Origin of the sequence: Streptomyces sp. NPDC091271 (genome assembly GCF_044757505.1) — a bacterium.
Taxonomy (GTDB): domain Bacteria; phylum Actinomycetota; class Actinomycetes; order Streptomycetales; family Streptomycetaceae; genus Streptomyces.
Genome location: NZ_JBIVVD010000002.1, coordinates 985,775 through 1,008,273, shown reverse-complemented (window position 1 = coordinate 1,008,273; position 22,499 = coordinate 985,775). Strand labels below are relative to the sequence as shown.

Sequence of the window (22,499 nt, the reverse complement as noted above, 5' to 3'; positions counted from 1 at the left end):
CGCCGCGCCCTCGGGCCTCTTGGAGGGTGGTGCACGGACTTCTCCTCGGTCGGGATGAGTGGGATGTCCGGGACGCTAACCGGCCATCACGGCCGAAAGAAGGGCAGGACAGTGGCGCATTGGTGACATGCCGCCGGTCGCGGTGGGCTGCGACCGGCGGCAGGTGCGGTGCGGACTACTTCAGCGCGTAGGCCTTGGTGATCTCCTGGGTGGTGCGGTCGCCCGCACTGTCCCAGACCTCGGAACGCAGGCTCACGAACCCGCTCGTGGCCGCGAGTTCAGGGTGCCGGAAGGTCGCCTTGAAGGTGTTGCCGTCCTTCCGCTTGACGCTGAGGGGCTGCCAGGTGGCGCCGTCGTCGTAGCTGACGGAGAGCTTCGCGCCGGCCATCTCGGTCGAGGCGGGCGACGCCTTGGAACGGGAGCCTTCGATCGTGATCGAGTGGTCCGCGTCGGCGGCGACCTTGTTGAGGATGTCCGCCTTCATGCCGTAGTCGACCAGGACGACGGGCAGGGCCTCGCACTTGGTGGCCTTGGGTACGTTGAGCTGACAGTTCGGCACGCTCATGCCGGTGGGCGCGGCCGAGGTGAACGTGTACTCGGTGTGGGTCTTCTTGCCGAGTTGCACACCCTCGTAGTCATTGGTGCGGGCGGTGTCGTCGACGAAGCGGTAGGTCGCCTTCTCGGGAACCAGCAGCGGTGCGCCGGCGGGCACCTTCTCGCCGTTGCGGTAGTACGTCCAGGCCCGCGCACGGTTGTTGGCGAGCCAGTGTCCCGGATCGTTGTCGCCGCCGAGTTGCGGGAGGAAGAGCATGCCCGCGTCGGTGCGGCAGAAGTTGCAGTAGTACTCGGTGGTGTTGCCCGGGTGCATGACCGGGCCGAACCAGTCCTCGGCAGTCGTGCTGCCCGCGGTGTAGCTCTTGGGAAGTTCGACCATCCTGGCGGGGTGGTCGGTACGGGCCATGACGTGCTGGGCGTAGGTGAGGCCGTTACCGGCACGCAGGTAACCGGTCCGTTCGTGGCCCTGCTGGAGGAACTGGCTGGAGCGCACCGACGTCATGGGGTAGGTGCCCCAGGCGTGCGTCGTGTGGTAGCCCATCCGGTCGGCGCCGTCGGAGTGGAAGGAGTTCTTGACCGATGCGAGGTCGGCCGCGCGTGCGGTGACCCGCAGGTTCGCCGGGATGCCGTTCACGAAGTCCCACTGGCCGGCGTAGTGGTATCCGGCCTCTTCGACTCCCTTGAGGGAGATGTTGGTACGTCCCTGGGCGACAGCCGAGGTGAGCTTCTTCCCATCCGCGTACGTGGTGGAGAAGTACGGCACGTTGACCCCGGTGACCACGGTGGCCTGTGGGGCCGCGCTGTTGGGGACGATCACGATCGCCTCGGCGCCCGCGGCCTCGGCCGCCTTGTACGGGGCCGAGCCGCCGTTGACGCGGTCCACGTGGATCAGAGCGGCCTTGCCCTTGACGCCCGCCGCCGCGATCTCCGCCTCGGTGCCGGCGCCCGCGTCGACCACGTCGTACTTCCGGGTGCCCTCGAAGCGCTTGAGGTAGCTGGAGGTCCTCGCCGCCAGAGTGAAGGTCTCGGGCCGCGTGACGGTCGCCCGGATCAGCGGCTCGCGCTTGCTCTGGTAGAACGAGGTGAACAGTTCACCGGTCGTGGCGGCCGGTGCGGGGATGGCCCCGTAGCGCTCCTGGCTCCAGTTGGTGAGCCCGGCGACGCCCATGGAACTGCGCCGCTTGCGCCCGTCGTTGTACCGCGTGAGCTGGAACGACATGTCGGAGACCTCGACCGCGCGGCTCTCGTCGGGCAGGCGCATGTCGAAGTCGGTGGCCTTTGTGCCGTCGACCGTCACCGACGCGTCGTGCTCGGTGAGGTCGATGTCCGGCAGACTGAACAGGTCGGTCGCGAAGTCCGTCCCGGCGGTGCCCTCGGCCGTGGTGGTGAGCAGCCCGTTCACGGTGTAGTTACCGGCCGGCAGCCGCAGTTCGGTACGGCCCGAGGTGATGTTCATGCTCTGGAAGTAGTCGTTGTCGAGCCCCATCACCGTGAGGCCGGCCTTCCCGCCCTTGCCCTTACGGTCCTTCAGGTCGAGCGTCAGACCGATCCGCTTGGACTCCTTGATGAAGCCGATCGCGGTGTGGACCGTCGCACCGTCGGCGGCGGTCGCCGTGAGGTGGCCGCTGTACTGGCCCTCGGGAACGGCGGCCGGGTCGAGGGTGAGGGTGACCTCGGCGCTGCCGCCTGCGGGAAGCGTGACCTCGGGCGCCGAGGTGACCAGCGCGCCCGCGGGCAGATCGCCGCTCGTCTCGGTGGAGAGCTTCACCGTGGTGGCGGCGTCCCCGTTGTTGGAGAGGGTGACCTTGCGGGTCTCCTTCTCGTAGCCCGACTCCTGCCACTCGATCAGACCGAAGTCGGCGGTGCCGGTCGCCTCCAGCTTCGGGTCGAGGGCGGCGGGGATGTCCACACGCCCGTTGCCCTGCTGATAGACCGTCTGTCCTTCGACGACCTTGGCGTGCCCGGCGAGGGCCGCCTTGATGCGCTCTCCGGTCCAGTCGGGGTGCCGCTGGGCGAGGATGGCGGCGGCGCCCGCGACGTGCGGGGTGGCCATCGAGGTGCCGCTGGCGGCGGTGTAGAACTCGTTGACCGGCGTGCCCATGGCCGTACCCGCCGCGCGCGCGGCGACGATCCCGACACCGGGCGCGGTGATCTCCGGCTTGATCGCGTGGTCACCGACACGCGGTCCGCGGCTGGAGAAGCCTGCGAGGACGTCGGACTTGTCGACCGCGCCGACGGTCAGCGCGGAGTCGGCGGTGCCCGGGCTGCCGATGGTGGACGCGTCGGGCCCGGCGTTGCCGGCGGCGACGACGAAGAGCGTGCCGGTGGAGGCGCTGAGCCGGTCGACCGCCTCGGTCATCACGTCGTCGGGAGTCGCCGCGGGACCGCCGAGACTCATGCTGATGACGTCGGCGCCCTCCGCGGCGGCCCACTCCATCCCCTCCATGATCCAGGAGAACTGGCCGCTGCCCCCGTTGTCGAGAACCTTGCCGACGAGCAGGTCGGCACCGGGAGCGACGCCCTTGTACTTCCCGCCTGAGTTGGCCCCGCTGCCCACGATGGTGGAGGCGACGTGCGTGCCGTGCCCCTGGCCGTCGGACGCGGTCAGCCCGGGCACGAAGCCCTTGCTGGCCGTGAGGTTGCCCTTGACGTCCGAGTTGGTCAGGTCGATCCCGGTGTCCAGTACGGCGACCTTGGCGCCCTTGCCGTCATACCCCTTGGCCCACGCCTCGGGGGCGCCGATCTGAGGCACGCTCGTGTCGAGGGCGACCTTCGCCCTTCCGTCGTACCAGAGCTTGGCGACCCCGGAGGCGCCCGGTGCTGTGACGCCCCTGCCCGCCTCGGGTGCCTTGCTGACCGGCTTCACCTGCTTCCAGAAGGCGCCGGCACCCGACTTCTCGACCTCGGCGCCCGCCATGTCGAGGCGGTCGAGGACTGCGCCCGCGTCACTCGCGGGCAACGCGTCCGCTCGCTGCTTCAGTGTCGTCGCGCCCGGTTTGTCACCGTAGGCCAGGATGACCGGCAGCTCGTCCGCCTCGGCGTCTCCGTACCCGTCCTCGATCAGCTGGGTGACGTTGAACAGCTTGGTGTCCAGGGCGCCGGAGGATATGCCGTCCATCGCGTCGGACGGGTACACGTAGAGGTCCTCGTCGGGCCCCGAGAACGTCTGGAAGGTCTTGGACGTGCCTTCGGCCGCCGTGGCGGTGACGGACTCCTTGCCGTCCGGGGCGGTGGACACGGTCACGGTGTCACCGGTGACGAGCGTGACCGTCGACTCCGTGGCGCCCTTGGCGGCCGGCTGGACCAGCCCGGTGGCCCTCGGCTCGGCCTGTGCGGTGGCGAAGGCGGGAAGCGAGGCGCTGACGGCGATGACCACTGCCGTCGCCATCGTTCTTCGCGTGGTTCTCCCGCGGTGGGGGTGCTGCACGTGCTCCTCCTCGTTCGGGGCGGCGGAGCGCGTGAGTCCGCCCAGGACACAGGTCGAGGACGGCACACGCGATGCCGGATTCGGTGCGTGTGCCGGACGCTACCGGCGTGGAAGAAGGAGCAAGAAGACGTATCGGGTGCGCTTTGGCGACAACGGCACCTATGCGCCGCCGACACTCTGACCAGACGTTTCACGTCCTGCGCCGGCGGCCCCGTCACTCGGGGCGATCCAGCCGTGCTGCGCCGCGTACCATCCCAGCTGCATCCGTGTGACGACGCCCGCCCGGTCCATGAGATGGCGCGCCCGACGCAGTACGGTCCGTCGCCCCACACCCATCTGGCGGGCTATCACCTCGTCGGTGAGACCGCTGAGCAGCAGCGTGAGCACCCGGGCCTCGGTCTCGTCGAGCTCGTGCCCGGCCCGATCACCGTCGTGCACGAGATCGAGAGGCAGCGCGCTGCTCCAGGTCTGCTCGAAGAGCCCGATGAGTCCGTCGAGGAGCGGGCTGGGGTGGATGAGGGCGGATCCCTCGGTGTGTTGTGTATTCATGGGGAGGGCGGGCACTATGCCGAGCCTGCGATCCACGATGAGCATCTTCAGCGGCAGACGCGGCATCGCGCGGGCATCCTCGCCGGCGTCGATGTAACGCCTGATCCGGTTGAGACCTCCGGGCTGTTCGATGGACATCTGGTCATAGACCGTCCGGTAGCGGACTCCCGCGGCCAGTCGGTCCATCTCACAGTCGTTGCCCAGTGCGGTGCCGTCCTCGGCGGAGGACACATAGGGCGGCATATCGAAGATGAGGACCTCTTCGCGGGCCCCGCGCTGCATCTGGTCGGCGCGTTGGGCGACGGCCGCCCCGTCCGTGAACTCGACCGACGCGCGCCCCAGCCCGTCCTTCGGGCTGCTGTGGTACTCGGCGGACAACCGTCCCATGGCAGCCCGGGCCAGGTGGAGTTCCTGCATGCGGCGCAGCAGCAGAACATCCCCGGCGATGTCCGGCGGGGACGCGATGAGCTGGGCGGGTTCTCCGGCAGTCCGGGTGAGCAACCCCTTCGCGACCAGGCCCTCCAGTGCCCCGCTCACCACCGCCCCGGGGAGGTCGGGCAGCCCTGGAAGACGGTCGAACTCATCGGTCGGGGAGGGGCCGGAGCGCACCAGGGCGACATACAGTTCCGCCTCGTCGTCGGTGAGTCCGAGGGCTTCCAGCATGGTGCCTCCTGTCTCTCGTCAGGGTGAGCCCCAAGCCTCACGCGGCAAGGACGCCTCCTCAACCTCGCGTCCGCCACGGCCGCCACGGAGTAACGGCCCTGTAACTCGCCGCGCGCTGGCGCCGGTGCCGGTCTGCTGCTGGTGGCCTCGGCGGGTGCGGTGACCGTGTTCGCCACCGTCGACGTCCTGTACATCAAGGTCCCGATGATGTTCGGCCCCATGGCGGTCGCCCTGGTCATGATCACTGCCGCGCAGACGGCGATCGCGAGGGTCACGCCGCCTTCCCGAATTCGCCTCCACCCGCGTTGCGGTCAGCCACTGAGAGGCGCCCTGCCACGCCCGACAGCGGTGGGCAGGTCGCGCGGCGACCGAGCTGGGGACGGGACGCCAGGGTGATGACGGCGGATGAGCCCGAGGCGCAGGTCCATGCCTCACACCGGTCCGCCGGCCGCCGCCGAGGCGGCGTCGTCCACGGTGAGGTGGCGGCCGCGCGGGCCGAGGCGGTCGGCCAGGGCGTGCCGGGTCAGGTCCTGTTCGGCGTGTGCCCGAACGTGAGCCAGGTACAGGGCGATGTCCTTCCTGGCCAGTTCCTCTCGCAGCTCGTCGAGTGCGTCGAGGACGGGGATCCCGAGGCGGTAGCTGCCGGTCAGGTCCAGGACGACGGCTCGCGGGGGAGGAGTGGTGCGCTCGACCTGGTTGCGGACGGCGAGGCGGACGCGGTCGACGTTGCCGAAGAACAGGCTTCCGTCGGGCCGCACGGCGAGTACGCCGGGGGTCGTGGCGGCGTCCGGGTGCTGTGCCGTGTCGGCGTACAGACGGGTTCCGGGCAGGCGCCCGAGGACCGCGACGTTGCGGTGGCTCGCCGCGGCGATGAACAGGACGAGGGAGAGCGCCACGGCGAGGAGCAGTCCGGGCAGCAGGTCGAAGAGGAGCACCCCGATCAGTGCGGTGAGCGCAACCCACAGACTGCGCCGGTCGTGGGCCGCGTAGCGCCGCAGTTCGCCCACCCTCATGAAGCCGCGTACGGCGACGATCACGATGGCCCCCAGGACCGGTTCGGGCAGGTCGGTGAAGAGAGGGGTGAGGAAGGCCCCGGTCAGCAGGATCAGGGCCGCGGCGATCAGGGACACCATGGGGGTACGGGCGCCCGCACCGGTTGCCGCGGCGCTGCGCGACGCGCTGCCCGAGACGACGAAGCCCCGGACCAGGCCGACGGCGATGTTGCTGAGGCCGACCGCGGTCATCTCCCGGTCGGCGTCGACCTCCTGGCCGTGCTCGCGGGCGAAGCGGTTGGCGATGCTGAACGCTTCGGCGAAGACCACCAGGGCGACGCCGAGCGCACCCGCGGCCAGGGCGATCCAGTCCTCGGCCGGGATGCCCGGCAGATGCGGAACCGGGACGGCCGAGGGGATCTTGCCGACAACGTCCACGCCGTGGTCCTTCAGGCCCAGCGCCGCGGACAGGACGAGTCCCAGGACGAGCACGATCAGCGCGGCGGGGAGGCGGGGTACGAACCGTCCGAGCAGGAACAGCAGCGCCAGTGCGGCCGCTCCGACGCCGAGCGTGGCGAGTGACCAGTCGGGAGCCCTGCTCAGGAGGGTCCACAGCCGCTCGAAGAAGTTGCCGTCCCCGCTGGAGACGCCGACGAGTTTGGCGCCCTGGCGGACGACGATGGTCAGGGCCATCCCGAACAGGAAGCCGACCAGGGCGGGTTCGGCGAGGAAATTGGTGATGAACCCGAGGCGGGCGATGCCGGCGACAAGCAGGACCACTCCGACGATGACCGCGAGGGCGGCCGACAGGCCGACGGCGTCCTTGGGATCGCCGCTGATCTCGGAGACCGCTGCCGCCGACAGGACCGCCGCCGCGGATGTCGCGCCGATGATGAGGAAATTGGAACGCCCGAACAGCGCGTACACCAGCAGAGCCACCGGGGCGGCGTAGAACGCGTTCTGCGGAGGCACGCCGGCGATCTGCGCGTACGCGACACTCTCCGGGACGATCAGGGCCCACGCCGTGAGTGCCCCGAGCATGTCGCCCCGCAGCATGCCCTTGCGGTAGTTCCCCAGCCACTCGGCCACCGGCAGGTTCCGTCGGCCCTGCCCGCCGCTCATGTGGACACCCCCGGAAGAGCGTTCGTCGCTTGCCCCATGGCTGGCTCCCTCCGACCCGGCGTCCTGTTCATTACGCCTTCTCGTCCGGCCGGGCGCGCACGCAGTAACCCGAACAGGTGGACCGTCGATCCGATGACGTGTGGCAGCACCCACATGAGGCGGTGCGCGGCAGCCCGTGGCCCGACGGGCTGAGGATGCGCTTTCACACGGTACGTGAAAGTTTAGGACGGAATGTGAGCTAAGGGTGAGGAGGGGTGACGTGCCCGAGGTGAGTGTCGACGAGGCGCGGAAGGCCGCGACAGAGGGCTGGATCTGGGGATTGGCGCTCCTGGAGAACTACCGAACGATGTACCCCCAGGCGATCGACCCGGAGGACCCCCGGTACGTAGGAGGGTTCGGGCGGTTCAGGCACTACTCGCAGCCGTTCACTCCGGCCAATACGGACGTGGTGACGCCGAACAACGACACCCCGTACTCCTGGGCGTGGCTCGACCTGCGGGCCGAGCCATGGGTGGTGTCGGTACCGGCCGTGGACCGGTACTTCGTGCTGCCGCTGCACGATCTGGACACCTCGTACGTCGGATACATCGGTGCCCGTACGACCGGCCCGGAGGCGGGTGACCATCTGGTCGCCGGGCCCGGCTGGGACGGTGAAGTCCCCCAGGGCATCGCGGGCGTGCTGCGGGCCGACACCTTTCTCGTCGGGATCCTGGGCCGTACGTATCTGGCCGGCCCCGATGACGTACCGGCCCTGCGGGAAATCCAGGCGGGGTACCGGCTGCGCCCCTTGTCGGAGTTCACCGGCTCGGCCGCGCCGCACCCGGTCGACGAGCCGGTGTGGCCCGTCTGGCGGGAGGAGGACCTCGGGACCGTCGAGTTCTTCACCCTGCTGGACTTCCTGCTCCAGTTCTTTCCCGTACTCGACAGCGAACGCGCGCTGCGGGACCGGCTCGCCGCGTCGCTCGGGGTCACGGGCAGCGGCGAGTTCGAGCCCGCCGGGCTGACCCCCGAGATCCGCGCCGCGGTCGAGCAGGGCATCGCGGACGCCCGCGCCCGGCTCGACGAGGCGAAGAAGGACGCGGCCGACTCCACCCACTGGTTCGGCACCCGTGCCGACCACGGCACCGACTACCTGACCCGGGCGGTCGGCGTCGACAAGGGCTTGTACGGTCTGCCGGCCGCCGAGGCGTGGTACGCGGGCTGGGTCCAGGACGACCTGGGCAACCGGCCGCCGGACGCCACGACGCACGACCACGTCATCCACTTCGCCCGTGGGGCGCTGCCGCCGGCGCGGTATTTCTGGTCGGCGACCATCTACCGGCTGCCCGAGCGGCTGCTGGTCGACAACCCCATCGGCCGGTACTCGATCGGCGACCGTACCCCCGGCCTGGTCCACGACGACGACGGTGGCCTGACCCTCTACGTGGGCAAGGACCGGCCGCAGGCCCCGGAGCGGGCCGCCAACTGGCTGCCTGCCCCCGACGGCCCCTTCACCATCGCCATTCGCGTCTACGGCCCCGGGGCTTCGGTCCTCGACGGCTCCTGGACGCTGCCCGCCCTGAGCGCCGACGTCCGAAGGAGCCAGCCGTGACCAGCAGGACCGACAGCCTTGCCGGCCTGGCCGCAGACGCGTACGTCTACGGCTACCCACTCGTCTTCGACGTGTCGATGATCTCCGCGTTCATGCACAAGGGCTTCGGCTCGCTGCCGCCCACCCCTTTCAACCGGTTCGGACACTCCACGAAACTGGCGACCCCGGACGCCCACTTCGTCTCGGTGAACAACGACACCGTCTACTCGATCGCCCAGGTCGACCTCTCCGGCGGCCCGGTCCTGCTTCACGTCCCGGACACCGCCGGCGCGTACTACGTCCTGCAGTTCGTGGATGTGTGGAGCAACAACTTCGCGTACCTGGGACAGCGCGCCACCGGGACGGAAGCAGGTGACTGGCTCGTCGTCCCGCCCGGCTGGGCGGGCACCGCGCCCGACGGCGTGCGCGGGGTGATCGACGCCCCGACCGCGGTGATCTCGATCGTCGGCCGCAACGCCTGTGACGGCCCCGAGGACATGCCCAGGGTGCAGGCCCTGCAACAGCAGCTCACGCTCACCGTGCTCGACTCGGCCAGTCACCGCACGGGTCTGCCGGCGCCGGATCCCGACGTGCCCGAGGAACTGCGCTTCTTCGAGCGAATGCGGGTCTGGACGGCGGGTTTCCCGCCCTCCGCACCGGACCAGGACCACCAGGAACGCTTTCAGCCGCTGGCCCTCCTCGAAGAGGGTCCCTCGCCGTACGTGAACGCCGACCCCACGCTCGTCAAGGCGCTGACCGAGGGGGCCGCGGCAGGGAAGGCGCGCGTCGAGGCCGCGTCGAATCCGCCCGCCGACGGTGAACGCCCGCCGGGTGCCTGGGAGATGAACCCCCACTTGTTCGACTACAACCTCGACCACTACGGGATCGGGACGATCGACTCGCCGCAGTGGCGGATCGCCGACCGGGAGGCGTCCTACCTGGTGCGGGCGGCCGCGGCGCGTGCCGCGCTCTGGGGCAACCACGGCTACGAGGCGGTGTACGCGCACACCTTCACCGACGCCGAGGGCAAGCGGCTCAACGGCGCCCGGTCCTACTCCCTGCGCTTCGAGCAGCCACCTCCCGTCGAGTCGTTCTGGTCGGTGACCATGTACGACACCCCCGACTACTACCTCGTCGACAACCCGGTCGGCCGGTACTCGCTAGGCGACCGCACTCCTGGCCTGGTGTACGGCGAGGACGGCTCACTGACCGTCGTCATCCAGCGGGAGCGGCCGGACGACCGGGACGGCGCGGCGAACTGGCTGCCCGCCCCGGCCGGGGACTTTCGGCCGATGATCCGCCTGTACACGCCAGGGCAGTCCGTCCTCGACGGGACCTACCAGTTGCCGCCCATCGTGGCGAGGGGGTGACGAGCCATGGGAGACGCCATCGGCCAGATGCTCGCTTCCGCGGTGGGCATCGCGATCAGCCCCCTGCCGCTGATCGCAGTGATCCTCATGCTGGCCACGCCCGAAGGGCGGGGCAACGGCATCGCCTTCACGGCGGGCTGGGTGATCTCGCTCGCCGCCCTCGTCACGGTGGTTGTACTCGCCGGTTCCGGCGGTGACGCCTCGGGCGGCGACGACGGTCCGGCCTCCTGGACGTTGTGGCTGAAGCTGGGGCTGGGCGTGCTGTTCCTGCTCATGGGTGTCAAGCAGTGGAAAGGCCGGCCGAGGGAGGGGCATGCGACCGAAACTCCCGGCTGGATGAAGGCGATCGACAGCTTCACACCGGGCAAGGCAGCAGGCTTGGCAGCAGCCCTTGCCGTCGCCAACCCCAAGAACCTCGTCCTCGCCGTCGGCGGCGCGGTCTCCATCGCCTCCAGCACGGCCTCGGCCGGCGGTAAGACGGTCGCCGCCGTCCTCATGGTTCTGATCGCGTCGCTGTGCACCGCGCTGCCGCTCGGCGTGTACCTCCTGGGCGGTGCGAAGTCGACGAAGGTGCTCGGAGAATGGAAGGCGTGGATGGCCGCCCACAACGCGGCCGTCATGACGACTGTCCTGATCATCCTCGGCGCCAAGTACATCGGAGACTCGATCAGTGGGCTGGCGGGCTGAAGCCCGCGGGGACTCCGAACGTGTCCGTGCCGGGGAGAAGCCGCTATGAGCCGAACCGCGGACTGCGGGCCTGGGCAACCCTGAGCGCGCCTGCCGGGTAGGGGAGCCGGGCGCAGAGGGCTGCGGCTCTGTCGAACTCCTCCCCGGCTTCCCGCCGCCGCCCCAGGGCCATGAGTGCGGCGGCGTGCACCGTGCGGGCCTCCGTCTCCGAGAGGCGTTCGCCGGTGCGTTCCGCGCGGGCCGTCTCCGCGGCAGCCCGGTGCGCCGCCCGGTCCGGGTGACCCGACAGGAGCTCCGCCCACGCCACCAGGTGGGCGGCGCCCGGGCCCGTGCCGTCCGCAAGCAGGGTCAGTGTCTCCTCGGGGCGGCCGTCACGTACAAGCAGTTCGGCCTGTGCGGTGCGCACCTCGTGCGTCGCCTGCCGGTCCGCTTGCGCTCCGGCCACCTCCGCGGCCCGCGCCAGCAGTTCGGAGCCACCCGGCTCACCGGTTCTGACGCGCACCCGCGCCAGCGCGGCGAGGGCGTACGGGGTGCACCACTCGTCACGCTCACCCGTGTCCCGTACCGCCGCCTCCGCATGTTCCCGTGCCGCGTCGAACTCCATGAGCAGCAGGTGCAGTTCGGCGAGATTGGCGCGTTCGAAGGCGACAGCCGTCGGGTCCCCGGTGTGCTCCGCGAGCCGCAGCGCCCGCTGCCCGGTCGAGACCGCCTCGGCGAGGCGGCCGGAGCGGCGGGCGTGCTCCCGGAGCACCGAGAGGATGTTGACGAGCAGATCCTGATCGCCGTACGCCTCCGCGTGCGGCAGGGCCAGATCGGCCGCGGGCCGTGCCTCGGCCAGCCGTCCGGCAAGCCCCAGCGACGTGGCCTGGAGCCCCAGTGCCCGGGCCAGCAGCCCGCGCCGTCCGCTGCCGGGAATGGCGTCGGCGGCCGTCTGCGCGGTGCGTGCCGAGGCGTGCGCCTCCTCGTACCGCCCACTGACGAACTGGATCACTCCGGCCGCCAGATGGTGGTTCGCCGTGGTCAGCGGCGGTGTCTGCGGCTGCGGCGGGTAGGTGCGCAGGAGCTCCTCGCCCTCGTCGGTCGAGCGGTACTTCACCAGGACTTCGGCCAGCCGGGCGGCGGCCAGCACCTGCCCGTCCCCGTCGCCCCGCCTGACCATGTCGTCCAGCGCCTCGCGCAGCACGTCGACCGCTTCCCGGTAGCGTGCCATCCGGCGCAGTACGGCACCCCGGTCGATCCGGGCCATCGCCGCGTCGGCGGCCAACGCGTCGAGCCGGGCTGTCAGTTCGGCGTAGTAGCGGTCAGCCGTGTCATTGGCGCAGACGGCGGCGGCCCGCTCCGCGGCCTGCCGCAGATACTGGGTGGCCCGCGGGTCGTCCGCGCGCGTCAGATGTGAGGCCAGGGTGTCGACCGCCTCGGGCCTGCGCCGCAGAACGGCTTCCGCGTACGCCGAGTGCAACTGTCTGCGGCGGGCGGCCGACAATCCGTCGTAACAAGTGAGCCGCACGAGCGGGTGCCGGAAGACGAGCCCGGGCAGGGGCTGTCCGCCGACCACCACCGGCCGTTCCTCCACCACCGAGGCCAGCACCGCCACGTCCACGGCGTCCGTCGCCTCGGCGGCGGAGAGCGGCGGGTGCAGTCCGTGGGCGGCGACATCCATGACCTCGGACAGTGCGGCGCCGCCTCCCGCCACCGATATCGCCTCGACCACACGCCGCGCCGCGGGCCCGAGCCGGGCCAGTCGCGCCCGAACCAGCTGGCGTATGCCCTCCGGGGCGCTGAGCTCGGCCGGGTCGGTGCCCTCGTCGACGGTACGGGCCAGTTCCAGGGCGAAGAGGGGATTGCCGAGCGACAGTTCCCAGACCCGGTCGAGCCCGGTCCGCGCGCCCGCGTCCTCGGCCACGGCCAGACACTCCGTACGCCCCAGCCGCCCCAGCTCCACGGAGTGCGCGAGCCCCTGGCGTACCAGGATGTCCAGCGCGGTGCGCCGCGGGTCCGTGGCGTCCAGCTCCTCCGCGCGGTACGTCACGGCGAACCGCCAGCTCGTCCCCGTGGTCACCGCGCGCCGGGCCAGATGACTCAGCAGCTGGTACGAGCCGGTGTCGGCGGCGTGCAGATCGTCCAGCACGAGCAGGACGGGAGCGGTAGCCGCGAGATCACCCAGCAGCCCGGCCGCGGCGCGGAACAAGCGGTCGCGCTCCTCCTCCGGACTGCGTTCCGCGCCTGCCCCGATCTGCCCCAACGAGGGCAGCAACGAGGCGAGTTCGGGGTACTCGCCGCCGATTCTCGCCCGCTCGGCGGACGGCCGGTCGGCGAGCCAGGCGTCCAGAGCCTCGACGAAGACGCCGTACGGGGTGTGCCCCTCGGCGTCGTGGCCCGCGCCCCACAGCACGATCGTCCCGGCCTCCGCCGCTCGCAGGGCCGCCTCCGCCGTCAGTCGCGTCTTGCCCACGCCGGCCTCGCCGCCGATCAGCCGCACGGGTGGCCCGCCGGTGGCGAGGAGCAGGCCCAGCTCATCGGCCCTGCCGCGCAGCGGGGGACCGGGAGGGGTGCGGATGGCGGCAGGCAGCACAGGGGCGGACCGGGCGGGCAGCACGGTTGAGGCGGCGTCCAGCGCGAGCAGATGCAGTCGCTCGGTGGCGGGGCCGGGGCGTACGCCGAGTTCGGCGTCGAGCGCTTCCCGGCACAGGTGGTACTGGCGCACGGCCTGTCGGCGTAGCCCCTGGCGCAGGTAGGCGTCGATCAGTACCCGGTGCGCGCGCTCCTCGGCGGGCGCGGCGGCCAGGGCGCGCAGCGCCACCTCGGTGGCCAGCTCGGTCTCGCCCTCTGCCAGGTGGGCCTCGGCGAGTGCGAGCCGCACGCGGTCGCGGAGCAGGGACAGCTGCTCGCGCCGTGCCTCGGCCCAGGGTGCGTAACGGTCCTCCGGCAGCAGCTCACCGGTGAACGCGGCGAGCGCGGCGGCCAGCGCGGCGGCCGAGCCCCCGGCCAGCGCGCGTTGGGCGAGGGTCTCGGCGACATCGGCGTCGATCACCACGGTCCGCGGATCGAGCCGCAGCAGGGTGCCCTCGCCGGTCAGATAGGACGAGGAGGCGCGGGGTGCCAGCTCCGGCTCGATGGCCCGGCGGGCCGTGTGCAGCGCGACCCGCAGACTGCCGAGCGCCGCTTGGGCGTCGGCGTCCGGCCAGCAGATCTCCATCGCCTGCTCACGGTGGAGGCTGTGGCCGGGGGAGACGGCGAGCAGTTTGACGAGGGCGCGGGCGCTGGGACGGGGCCACTTGTCGGCGAGGGGGGCGCCAGCGTCTCGTTCCACCCTGAATCCACCGAAAAGGTACACGTGGAGCGAAGGTGCGCTGTCCGGGGTGCTCGGTGCCGTTTCGTATGGATGTGCTGCTGCCATGAGAGCAGCCACTTTAACCACCGAAACCGTGCCCTTGGCCAGGGCACGGTTTCGGCGGAATGGGTGGTACCGGTCAGGAGCTGGTGAGCTTCGCGACGACCAGACCGTGGAGGCCGATGTCCTCCACCCGGTAGCGGGCACCGGAGAGCTCGAGTGTCTGGTCGTGGCCGACCACATCCAGCGTGAGGCCGATGACCTCGTCGACACCGTCACCGTCGAGGTCGGCCGCGATGACGTCGCGGGTCGCGTAGGCGTCCACCTTGGCCAGCGGATTCGGGTAATTGGCGGCCGCGGTGAGGATCGCCGGGTCGTAGACGTAGAAGCCGCTCGCATGGCCGCCGATCAGCAGCCGCCGGCCGCCGGGGCCGGTCGCGAAGGCCCCGCTGTGGGTCTCCGGCAGCGTGAAGATCCGGTAGTCCGCGCCGCCCGCCGCGTAGGTCCGGAAGGAGGCCGTGCCGACCAGGAGCAGCCCTTCGTCACCGGTGAAGTAGTGGCCCAGGGTGTTGAAGCCGCCGGCCTCCGTCGAGTGGAGGACCTCGCCGGTGCGACCGTCGCGGATCTCCACCAGCGTCGTCGGGCCGATCGCGTTCTCCACGGTCCAGGTCATCACCATGGCGTGACCGTCCGCGTACGGGATCTCGGAGGAGGCGAAGACGCTGTTCTCCAGCTGCGCACCGTAGATCGTGGGGTCGCTGCCCGCGAACTTCGGGTCGGCGGTCCAGGCCACCGTGCCCCTCGCCGCGTCCAGCGCCACGCCGTTGGTGACGATGTCGGCGGCGCTCAGTGTGCCCGCGGTGTTGTACGTCCCGAAGACCTTGCCGTCCGCGACCGCCAGGTCCGAGAAGGTCACCGGGGCGCCCTCGGGGGCGTACTCCCACAGCCTGCGTCCGGTGCCGCTGTAGGCGCGGACCTTGTCGGTCGGGACCAACACCTCGGCCCGGCCGTCGTTGTTCACGTCGGCGCCGGTGACGCTGCGCACGAACGTCCCGCCACCGTCGATGCCTGCCAGCGTGCGGCCGTCACGCGCGGCGAGCACGACCGCTTCGGTCTCCGCCGCGACCAGGATCTCGGGCTTCCTGTCGCCCGTGGTGTCGGCGAGCTCGATCCCGTACACCCGGCCGGGCATGGTCCGCTGCCACAGCAGCTTCGGCTTGCCTGCCACCATGGACGGGCCGTCGTAGGCCCAGATGCCGTGGGACTCCCCGCCCGCCACGACGTCCTTGATGCCGTCGCCGTTGACGTCGACGGCCTGCGCGAAGGACAGGTCGCCCTGGACCGGGGTGAGGGCGGACTGCTTGCCGCCGCCCACCCGGTACGAACGGATGTTCTGGTCGAGGTCGACGGTGCGGGCGTACCAGGCGCCGTCCTTCTTGAACGGCTGCGTGTAGACGGGAGAGGCCACCGCACCGGAGTGGTCCCAGCGGACCTCCCCGTCGCTGCCGGCGAGCGCGGTGAGCCGGCCGAAGCGGGAGCCCCCGGCGTTGGAAGCGGTCTCCTTGCCCTCGGTCACGAGGAAGTTGGCGAGCACCCGGCCGTCCACGATCTTCAGCCCGAAGGCGGAGGGGCCGTCCTTGGAGTTGCCCTCCTCACGCTTGACCGTGTGCGACCACAGCTCGGTCGAGCCGTCGCCGCCGTCCAGCGCGCGCACGGTGGTGGCGTTGACCCACAGGTTCTCGTCGAGGGTGTCCTCGCTGACCGCGTACTCCGGCTTGCGGTCCCCGCGCAGATCGCCGACCTCGATGCCGAGCGCCAGGGCGTTGACCCGGGTGTCGAGCGTGGTGCGGCTGCCGTCGCGCACGTCGTACACGGCGAGTTCGTACGTCAGCCCGTCCGTGTAGTCCGCCTCCTCCAGCGCGAGTACGCGCTCGCGGGAGGCGTCGTACCGCAGCTGGCGCGAGTAGAGCGAGCTGTCGGTCTGCCAGACGACCCGGCCGTCCTTCGAGTCGAGGACGAGGGTCCGGCTGGACGCCGCGGTGGTGGCCGTCTTCCGCTTGTTCCAGGAGACCGCGAACAGCCCGCCGCCGAGCTGTTCGACCGCGCCCCAGGTGCCTGCGGGCGCCCCGGTGTCGTACGTCCAGGTGCCGCTCGGGGTGAGCTTGCCGTCCCCGGACGAGAACCGGATGGCCTGGAGGGCGGCGGCACCGGCGGGAGACGTGCGGTTGCCGACCGGCTGGTCGGCGACGATCAGGGTGCCGTCGATGATCGACACCTGCTGGGCGTCCGCGTAGAGCTTGCTCCACAGCGTCTTGCCGGTCTTCCCGTCGAGGACGGTGACGAAGGTGCCGGTGCTGAGGGTGGAGCCGGGCGAGGTGAAGGCGCGGGACGGCCTGACGCCGACCTCGGCGGTGAACGCCACGTCGGCGACACCGTCACCGGTCAGATCGCCCGTCGCGTAACCGTGCTCGGAGCTGTCGGTGAACGGGCTGACCGCGTTGAAGCCCATCGTGATCCGGGCCGGGCCCGGCTCCACCTGGTACGCGCGGACCGGCTTGACCTGCCAGTCCGTGTACAGCGACGCGTTGTCGCGCCTCCACATCTGTGTGCCGTCCGCGGCGAAGGCGGCCACATTGCCGAGGCTGTGCAGCACGGCGTAGCCGCCCTTGGTGCCCGCCAGTTCGGTGGTGGCCGCCATGCCGCGCGCGGTCTCCAGACTGGTCGCGGCCTTGGCCGAGAGGGTGCCCGTCGTGGCGGCGTCGGCGGTGGCCTGTCCGTCCGTGGCTTCCGCCGTGACCCCGGTGCTCTTGACCTCGGTGTCGGCCGTCGCGTACGGATCGGCCTGGATCCGGTCCTGCAGGGTCTGCACCTGCGCGGCGGTCAGCTTGCGAGGGGTGGCGTCGGAGTCGGCCTGGGCCGCGCCCGGCAGTGCGCCGAGCGTGAGGCCGGCCGCGACCAGCGCGGAGGCGAGCTGGAGCGCTCGCCGGGAGTTGGGGGTCATGACGTCGCCTTCGTGGTGATGCGGATGGCGGACAGGTCGGTGAGGACCGCCTCGTTGAAGGAGTACTGAAGGGCTTCCGTGCCGGCCTGGTTCTCGATGCCGATCGTCGCCGTGGCGCCCGTCTCGGGGGAGGAGGCGCCGACGCCCTGGTACTGGAGCGTGATGGCGCCGGTCGCCTCGTCGAAGAGCACCTCGAAGGTCACCCGGCTCGACGGGGCGGAGACGAAGGCCGCGTTCTCCCAGACGATCGCGAAGGTGCGGTGCCCCGTGGCGCCGGTGGTCGCTGTCTTCACACTCGCCTTGGAGTCGATCGTGAGGTCGTCCCATAGCGCGGCGATGATGCCGTTGGGCTTGCCGGCGGAGGGGAGCGCGGTGTTGTCGTAGTCACCGAGACGCGGCTCCTGGAAGTTCACCAGGCCATTGGTGGTGACGTTCGCGGTGGTGTAGGGGACCCCGTAGAGCGCGACCGCGAAGGGCAGCTTGACGGCCTTGGCGTTCTCGTCACCGGCCAGCGCGAGCTTGGTGGTGCCCTTGACCCACTTGTACGAGGAGGGGGCGCAACTGTGGCCCGAGGCGTCGGCACGATTCGGCAGCGCGGCCGTCACCGTCTCGTCCCCGTCGACCGTGACCGCGCTCTTGAAGACGCCGTTGCACAGGACGGGAGCGGTGGGCGTGGCAGTCAGGGAGAAGGAGCCCTCGGCGACCGACGGGAAGCGGAAGATCCCCTTCGAATCGCTGGTGACGGCGTCGAGCGGCGCGTCCACGAGGCGCACCGCGGCGCCCGGCAGGGGCTTGCCGGTGACATCGAGGACAGTGCCGGAGACCGCGTGGGCCGGGACCGCGTCGAGCGCGACGTTCTTGGTGACGTGCTCGCCGGTGGCGACGGTGAAGGCCTGTTGGGTGGTGGTCGCGTAGCCGTAACCACTGACCTCGACCGTGTACGTGTCCGCGTTCAGGTTCAGTTTGTACGTGCCGTCGGCGGCCGTTGTCACCGAGCGCTTGGCCGCGCCCGCCTGGGCCTTGACCGTCATGCCGGAGAGTGGCTTGCCGTCGGCCTTCTCCGTGACGGTGCCGGTCACCGTGGCCGCGCTGCGCGGGGCCGCGTCGACCGAGGCGAGGATGTCGAGCTTGCCCTCGCCCCACACGTTGTTCATGTCGGCCGAACCACCGCAGTGGGTGTCGTCGACATCGATCGCGCCGTCGTTCAGGATGGCCCGGGTCTCGTCGATCTTGCCGATCAGGGAGGGGGCGGCGGACCACAGCAGGGCGACGGCGCCCGCGACGTGCGGGGTCGCCATCGACGTACCGTTGATGGCCTTGTAGGTGCTGCCCGGCCACGTGGACCGGATGTTGACGCCCGGTGCGGAGATGTTCGGCTTGGCCGAGCCGTCGACCAGGGAGGGGCCGAAGCCGGAGAAGTCCGCGATCTTCCCGTTCACGTCGTACGCGCCGACGCCGTACGACGGGGCCTGCGAGCCCGGGGCGTGCGCGGTGGAGCAGGTCGTGCCGTTGCCGTCGTTGCCCGCGGCGAACGCCTCGAAGATCCCGGCCGCGTTCCACGCCTCGACGATGTCCTGGTAGAAGGTCGTGTCACCGCCGCCCCAGGAGTTGTTGACGATGTCCGGGGCCAGCTCGGGCCTCGGATTGAGACCGCTGTGGTCGGTGGGCGCCAGGATCCACTGACCGGATGCGAGCAACGCGGAATCCGAACAGCTGCTGGACTCGCAGCCCTTGGCGGCGATCCACTTCGCACCGGGGGCGACGCCGACACCGTCGGCGCCGACCATGGTGCCCATGGTGTGGGTGCCGTGACCGTTGTTGTCGCAAGGGGTCCCGGAGGCGCCGCCGCACTCGCCCGTGGGGTCGAACCAGTTGTAGTCGTGGCTGTAGGTGCCGTCGCCCAGATTGCCGCGGTAGTTGCCCACCAGCGCCGGGTGGTCGAACTGCACACCCGAGTCGACGTTCGCGATGACGATGCTCTCGCCGCGGTCGTCGTACTGGGACCAGACCTGATCGGCCTTGACGTCCTTGATGCCCCATTCGGGGTCGGCGGTGGTGTCGGGCGACGGGCCGGCGACGGCCGTCTGCTCCACCTCGTCGAGCTTGTAGGTGCGCTCCTGGCGGATGCTCTCGACATCGGCGCGTGCGGCGAGCCCGGCGACCAACTGCTCGTCACCGGTCACCTTGAGGGTGTTGGCGATCCAGTACGGCTCATATCCGACCTCGGCCTTGTCCAGGTAGGACCGGATCGACGCCTGGCTGCGGGCCGCCTCCTTGCGCAGCGAGGCGAAGGCGGACTTCGCCTTGTCCTCGTGGGTGCGCTTCTCACGCGTGGCGGAGAGATCCGCCTGCCTTTTCAGCGTGACGAAGAAGGTCGACTCCTTGCCTTTCCTGACGGTGTCGAGAACGGCGGAGTCGACCTGGACGTTGCCGGAAGCGCTGCCGGGGCGGGCCCTGTCAGTGCTGTTCGGCTGCGCGAAGGCGGGGGCAGGCCCGGTGAGGACAGCCGCGGTGATCGCGGCCGCCGCCGCCCACGTGGCAGTTGTGCGCCACGAGGATCGGGGCAGGTACATGGGAGTGCTCCTCCACGGCTGGTACGGAGTCGCCTTCCCCACCGCCCCGGACAGGGGCAGGGGAGGACTTTTCCGCGACGCTAGGAGGAGGCCGTTACTGGAGCATTACTGGACAGGCATGCCCTGGGGGCTCCACCGGACCAATCGACTCGTACTCCGCGAGGCGAGGGTGTGATCCGGTTTGCCCTGCTGCTGACCACGCGCTCCTCGCCGACGATCACCCTCGGTTACTATGCTCACTTCATGCCGGAAGCCGGCAGCGGAGGGCGCGGCACCATCGACGGTCTGCTCGGGGAGCGGGGAAGCCGGCTCCCAGCCGAAACTCCCCCCTTCTCCCCAGCGCCGTCGACCGGTGATTCCTGCCTCTACGCCCCGGAGAGGTCGTCCGTGAATTGTGAGGCTGATGAGATGGGTGGCCTGGGAAAGTGTTGGAAGAAGTCGTAGCGACCCGCTATGTCACTCCCCTGCGAGAGGGTGGCTCGCTCCCCGGGATCGTCGAGGCCGACGACCTGGGCACGTACGTGATGAAGTTCACCGGGGCCGGCCAGGGCCGCAAGACCCTGGTCGCGGAGGTCATCTGCGGAGAGCTCGGCAGGCGGCTGGGGCTGCGGGTGCCGGAGCTGGTGACCATCCAGCTCGACCCGGTGATCGGCCTCGCCGAGCCGGACCAGGAGGTGCAGGAGCTCCTCAAGGCCAGCGCCGGGCTGAACCTCGGGATGGATTTTCTGCCCGGCTCACTCGGATTCGACCCGCTCGCGTACGAGGTGGGCGCGGCGGAGGCCGGGAAGGTCGTCTGGTTCGACGCGCTGATCAACAACGTGGACCGGTCGTGGCGGAACCCCAACATGCTCGTATGGCACGGGGAGCCGTGGCTGATCGACCACGGGGCCACCATGATCTGGCACCACAACTGGCCGGGCGCGCAGGCCTCCGCGGCCAAGCCGTACAACGCCTCCGACCACGTCCTCGCGCCCTTCGGCCCGGACATCGCGGCCGCGGCCGCCGAACTCGCCCCGCTGGTCACGGAGGAACTCCTCACCGAGGTCGCGGCCGAGGTGCCGGACGAGTGGCTGGCGGGTGAACCGGGCTTCGAGACCACGGACCAGCTGCGCCGGGCGTACGTGGAGCCGCTGCTGGCACGCGCCGGAAGCATCCACGAGCGCATCCTCATGGAGGGGCCCACGAAGACCCGGCCCAGCCAGGCCCCCGGATGGCTCACCGAACACGTGACCCCCTGGCCCCATCCCACCAAGAAGGACCGGGACGCGCAGGCGGGCGCCGGGAACAGCAAGGACGGCGGCCGATGAGCGAGCGCGATGTCTTCGAGTACGCGGTCCTGCGCGTGGTGCCGCGCGTGGAGCGCGGTGAGTGCTTCAACGCGGGCGTGCTGGTCTACTGCCGGGCCAAGTCGTTCGTCGCCGCGCGGACGCACCTGGACGAGCGCAAGCTCAAGGCGCTGGACCCGCGTGCCGACGTACTCGGTGTACGGGCCGCGCTGCGGGCGGTCGAAGGGGTGTGCGGCGGCGGCGAGGCCGCCGGCCAGGCGGCCGGTGACGATCCGGGGCGGCGCTTCCGCTGGCTGATCGCGCCCCGCTCCACGGTCGTCCAGCCGGGCGTCGTACACAGCGGTCTGACCGCGGACCCGGCCGCCGAGGTCGAGCGGCTGCTCGACCTGCTGGTGCGCTGATTCCGGGGGCGGTGCCGCCGCCCGGGAGTCACCGGGTGGCGGCACCGCCCGGTGTGACATGCGCCCGGGCCCCCGTGTGCCGTTGACACCGGGTGCCGGGGCTTCTAGCGTCTCGTCTGCTGAAGGTACTAAGCGGTTGCTCAGTTATCGGGAACTTCCTGACGTCCGCTGAGCCGCGATCCAAGGGCGAGGAGAACCAAGCATGTCCACCACCGAGCAGCGCGTCGCCATCGTGACGGGAGCGGCACGGGGCATCGGCGCCGCCACCGCCGTACGCCTGGCGGCCGAGGGCCGCGCCGTCGCCGTACTCGACCTCGACGAGGCGGCGTGCAAGGACACGGTCGAGAAGATCACCGCCGCCGGGGGCAAGGCCCTCGCCGTCGGCTGCGATGTGTCGGACAGCGCGCAGGTGGAAGCCGCCGTCGCGCGCGTCGCCGCCGAGCTGGGCGCCCCGACGATCCTCGTCAACAACGCGGGCGTGCTCCGCGACAATCTGCTCTTCAAGATGAGCGAGTCCGACTGGGACCTCGTGATGAACGTCCACCTCAAGGGCGCGTTCCTGATGGCCAAGGCCGTCCAGTCGCACATGGTGGAGGCCAAGTTCGGCCGCATCGTCTCGCTCTCCTCCTCCTCGGCGCTGGGCAACCGGGGTCAGGCCAACTACTCCGCGGTCAAGGCCGGCCTCCAGGGCTTCACCAAGACGCTCGCCAAGGAGCTCGGTAAGTTCGGCGTGACCGCCAACGCCGTCGCCCCCGGCTTCATCGTCACCGAGATGACCGCCCAGACGGCCGCGCGGGTCGGCATGGGCTTCGAGGAGTTCCAGGCCGCCGCCGCGACGCAGATCCCGGTGCAGCGCGTGGGACGCCCCGAGGACATCGCCAACGCGATCGCCTTCTTCACCGGCGAGGACGCGGGCTTCGTGTCCGGGCAGGTCATGTACGTCGCCGGTGGACCGCTCAACTGACCCCGGAA

General features: G+C 70.7%; 12 protein-coding genes. 6 read left to right on the top strand and 6 right to left on the bottom strand.

Features of this window, described 5'->3' with window-relative positions; all coding sequences use genetic code 11:
- Positions 1–175 precede the first annotated feature (175 nt).
- The 3 genes from ACIQM3_RS11625 to ACIQM3_RS11615 form a co-directional block, all read right to left on the bottom strand.
- On the bottom strand, positions 176–3,943 hold the full coding sequence (locus tag ACIQM3_RS11625) for a S8 family peptidase (protein ID WP_401622233.1): 3,768 nt from the start codon (positions 3,941–3,943) through the stop codon (positions 176–178).
- 198 nt (positions 3,944–4,141) lie between these two features.
- Complete coding sequence (locus ACIQM3_RS11620) at positions 4,142–5,194, bottom strand: helix-turn-helix domain-containing protein (RefSeq protein ID WP_401622230.1); 1,053 nt, start codon at positions 5,192–5,194, stop codon at positions 4,142–4,144.
- 431 nt (positions 5,195–5,625) lie between these two features.
- On the bottom strand, positions 5,626–7,308 hold the full coding sequence (locus ACIQM3_RS11615) for a SulP family inorganic anion transporter (protein WP_401622227.1): 1,683 nt from the start codon (positions 7,306–7,308) through the stop codon (positions 5,626–5,628).
- Positions 7,309–7,567: 259 nt separating this feature from the next.
- Between ACIQM3_RS11615 and ACIQM3_RS11610 the strand changes: the two genes are divergently transcribed.
- The 3 genes from ACIQM3_RS11610 to ACIQM3_RS11600 are packed head-to-tail and all read left to right on the top strand — an operon-like array spanning position 7,568 to position 10,935.
- Positions 7,568–8,899 (top strand): DUF1254 domain-containing protein, encoded by a 1,332-nt coding sequence (locus ACIQM3_RS11610; RefSeq protein ID WP_401622224.1) that lies wholly within the window; start codon positions 7,568–7,570, stop codon positions 8,897–8,899.
- Positions 8,896–10,248 (top strand): DUF1254 domain-containing protein, encoded by a 1,353-nt coding sequence (locus tag ACIQM3_RS11605; RefSeq protein ID WP_401622221.1) that lies wholly within the window; start codon positions 8,896–8,898, stop codon positions 10,246–10,248. Before ACIQM3_RS11610 ends, ACIQM3_RS11605 begins: the two co-directional genes overlap by 4 nt.
- 6 nt (positions 10,249–10,254) lie before the next feature.
- Positions 10,255–10,935 carry a GAP family protein gene (locus ACIQM3_RS11600; protein ID WP_401622218.1) on the top strand — a complete coding sequence of 227 codons (681 nt, stop codon included), beginning with the start codon at positions 10,255–10,257 and terminating at the stop codon, positions 10,933–10,935.
- Between the two features lie 43 nt (positions 10,936–10,978).
- Here the strand turns inward: ACIQM3_RS11600 and ACIQM3_RS11595 are convergent, their stop codons facing one another.
- The 3 genes from ACIQM3_RS11595 to ACIQM3_RS11585 form a co-directional block, all read right to left on the bottom strand.
- Positions 10,979–14,245: an ATP-binding protein gene (locus tag ACIQM3_RS11595; protein ID WP_401622215.1), complete on the bottom strand. Its 3,267-nt coding sequence runs from the start codon at positions 14,243–14,245 to the stop codon at positions 10,979–10,981.
- A 160-nt stretch (positions 14,246–14,405) separates the two neighbouring features.
- Positions 14,406–17,267, bottom strand: coding sequence for a VCBS repeat-containing protein (locus ACIQM3_RS11590; RefSeq protein ID WP_401622212.1), 2,862 nt, complete (start codon positions 17,265–17,267; stop codon positions 14,406–14,408).
- Positions 17,264–19,840, bottom strand: coding sequence for a S8 family serine peptidase (locus ACIQM3_RS11585; protein WP_401622209.1), 2,577 nt, complete (start codon positions 19,838–19,840; stop codon positions 17,264–17,266). Before ACIQM3_RS11585 ends, ACIQM3_RS11590 begins: the two co-directional genes overlap by 4 nt.
- A gap of 425 nt (positions 19,841–20,265) precedes the next feature.
- On the opposite strand from ACIQM3_RS11585, the gene ACIQM3_RS11580 reads away from it, so the two are divergent.
- The 3 genes from ACIQM3_RS11580 (at position 20,266) to fabG (ending at position 22,491) form a co-directional block, all read left to right on the top strand.
- Positions 20,266–21,147, top strand: coding sequence for a HipA family kinase (locus tag ACIQM3_RS11580; RefSeq protein WP_401622207.1), 882 nt, complete (start codon positions 20,266–20,268; stop codon positions 21,145–21,147).
- Positions 21,144–21,527, top strand: a complete 384-nt coding sequence (locus ACIQM3_RS11575) for a DUF3037 domain-containing protein (RefSeq protein ID WP_401622204.1) — start codon at positions 21,144–21,146, stop codon at positions 21,525–21,527. The genes ACIQM3_RS11580 and ACIQM3_RS11575 overlap by 4 nt, the downstream gene beginning before the upstream one ends.
- 202 nt (positions 21,528–21,729) lie before the next feature.
- Complete coding sequence (fabG, locus tag ACIQM3_RS11570) at positions 21,730–22,491, top strand: 3-oxoacyl-ACP reductase FabG (protein WP_398970281.1); 762 nt, start codon at positions 21,730–21,732, stop codon at positions 22,489–22,491.
- Positions 22,492–22,499 lie beyond the last annotated feature (8 nt).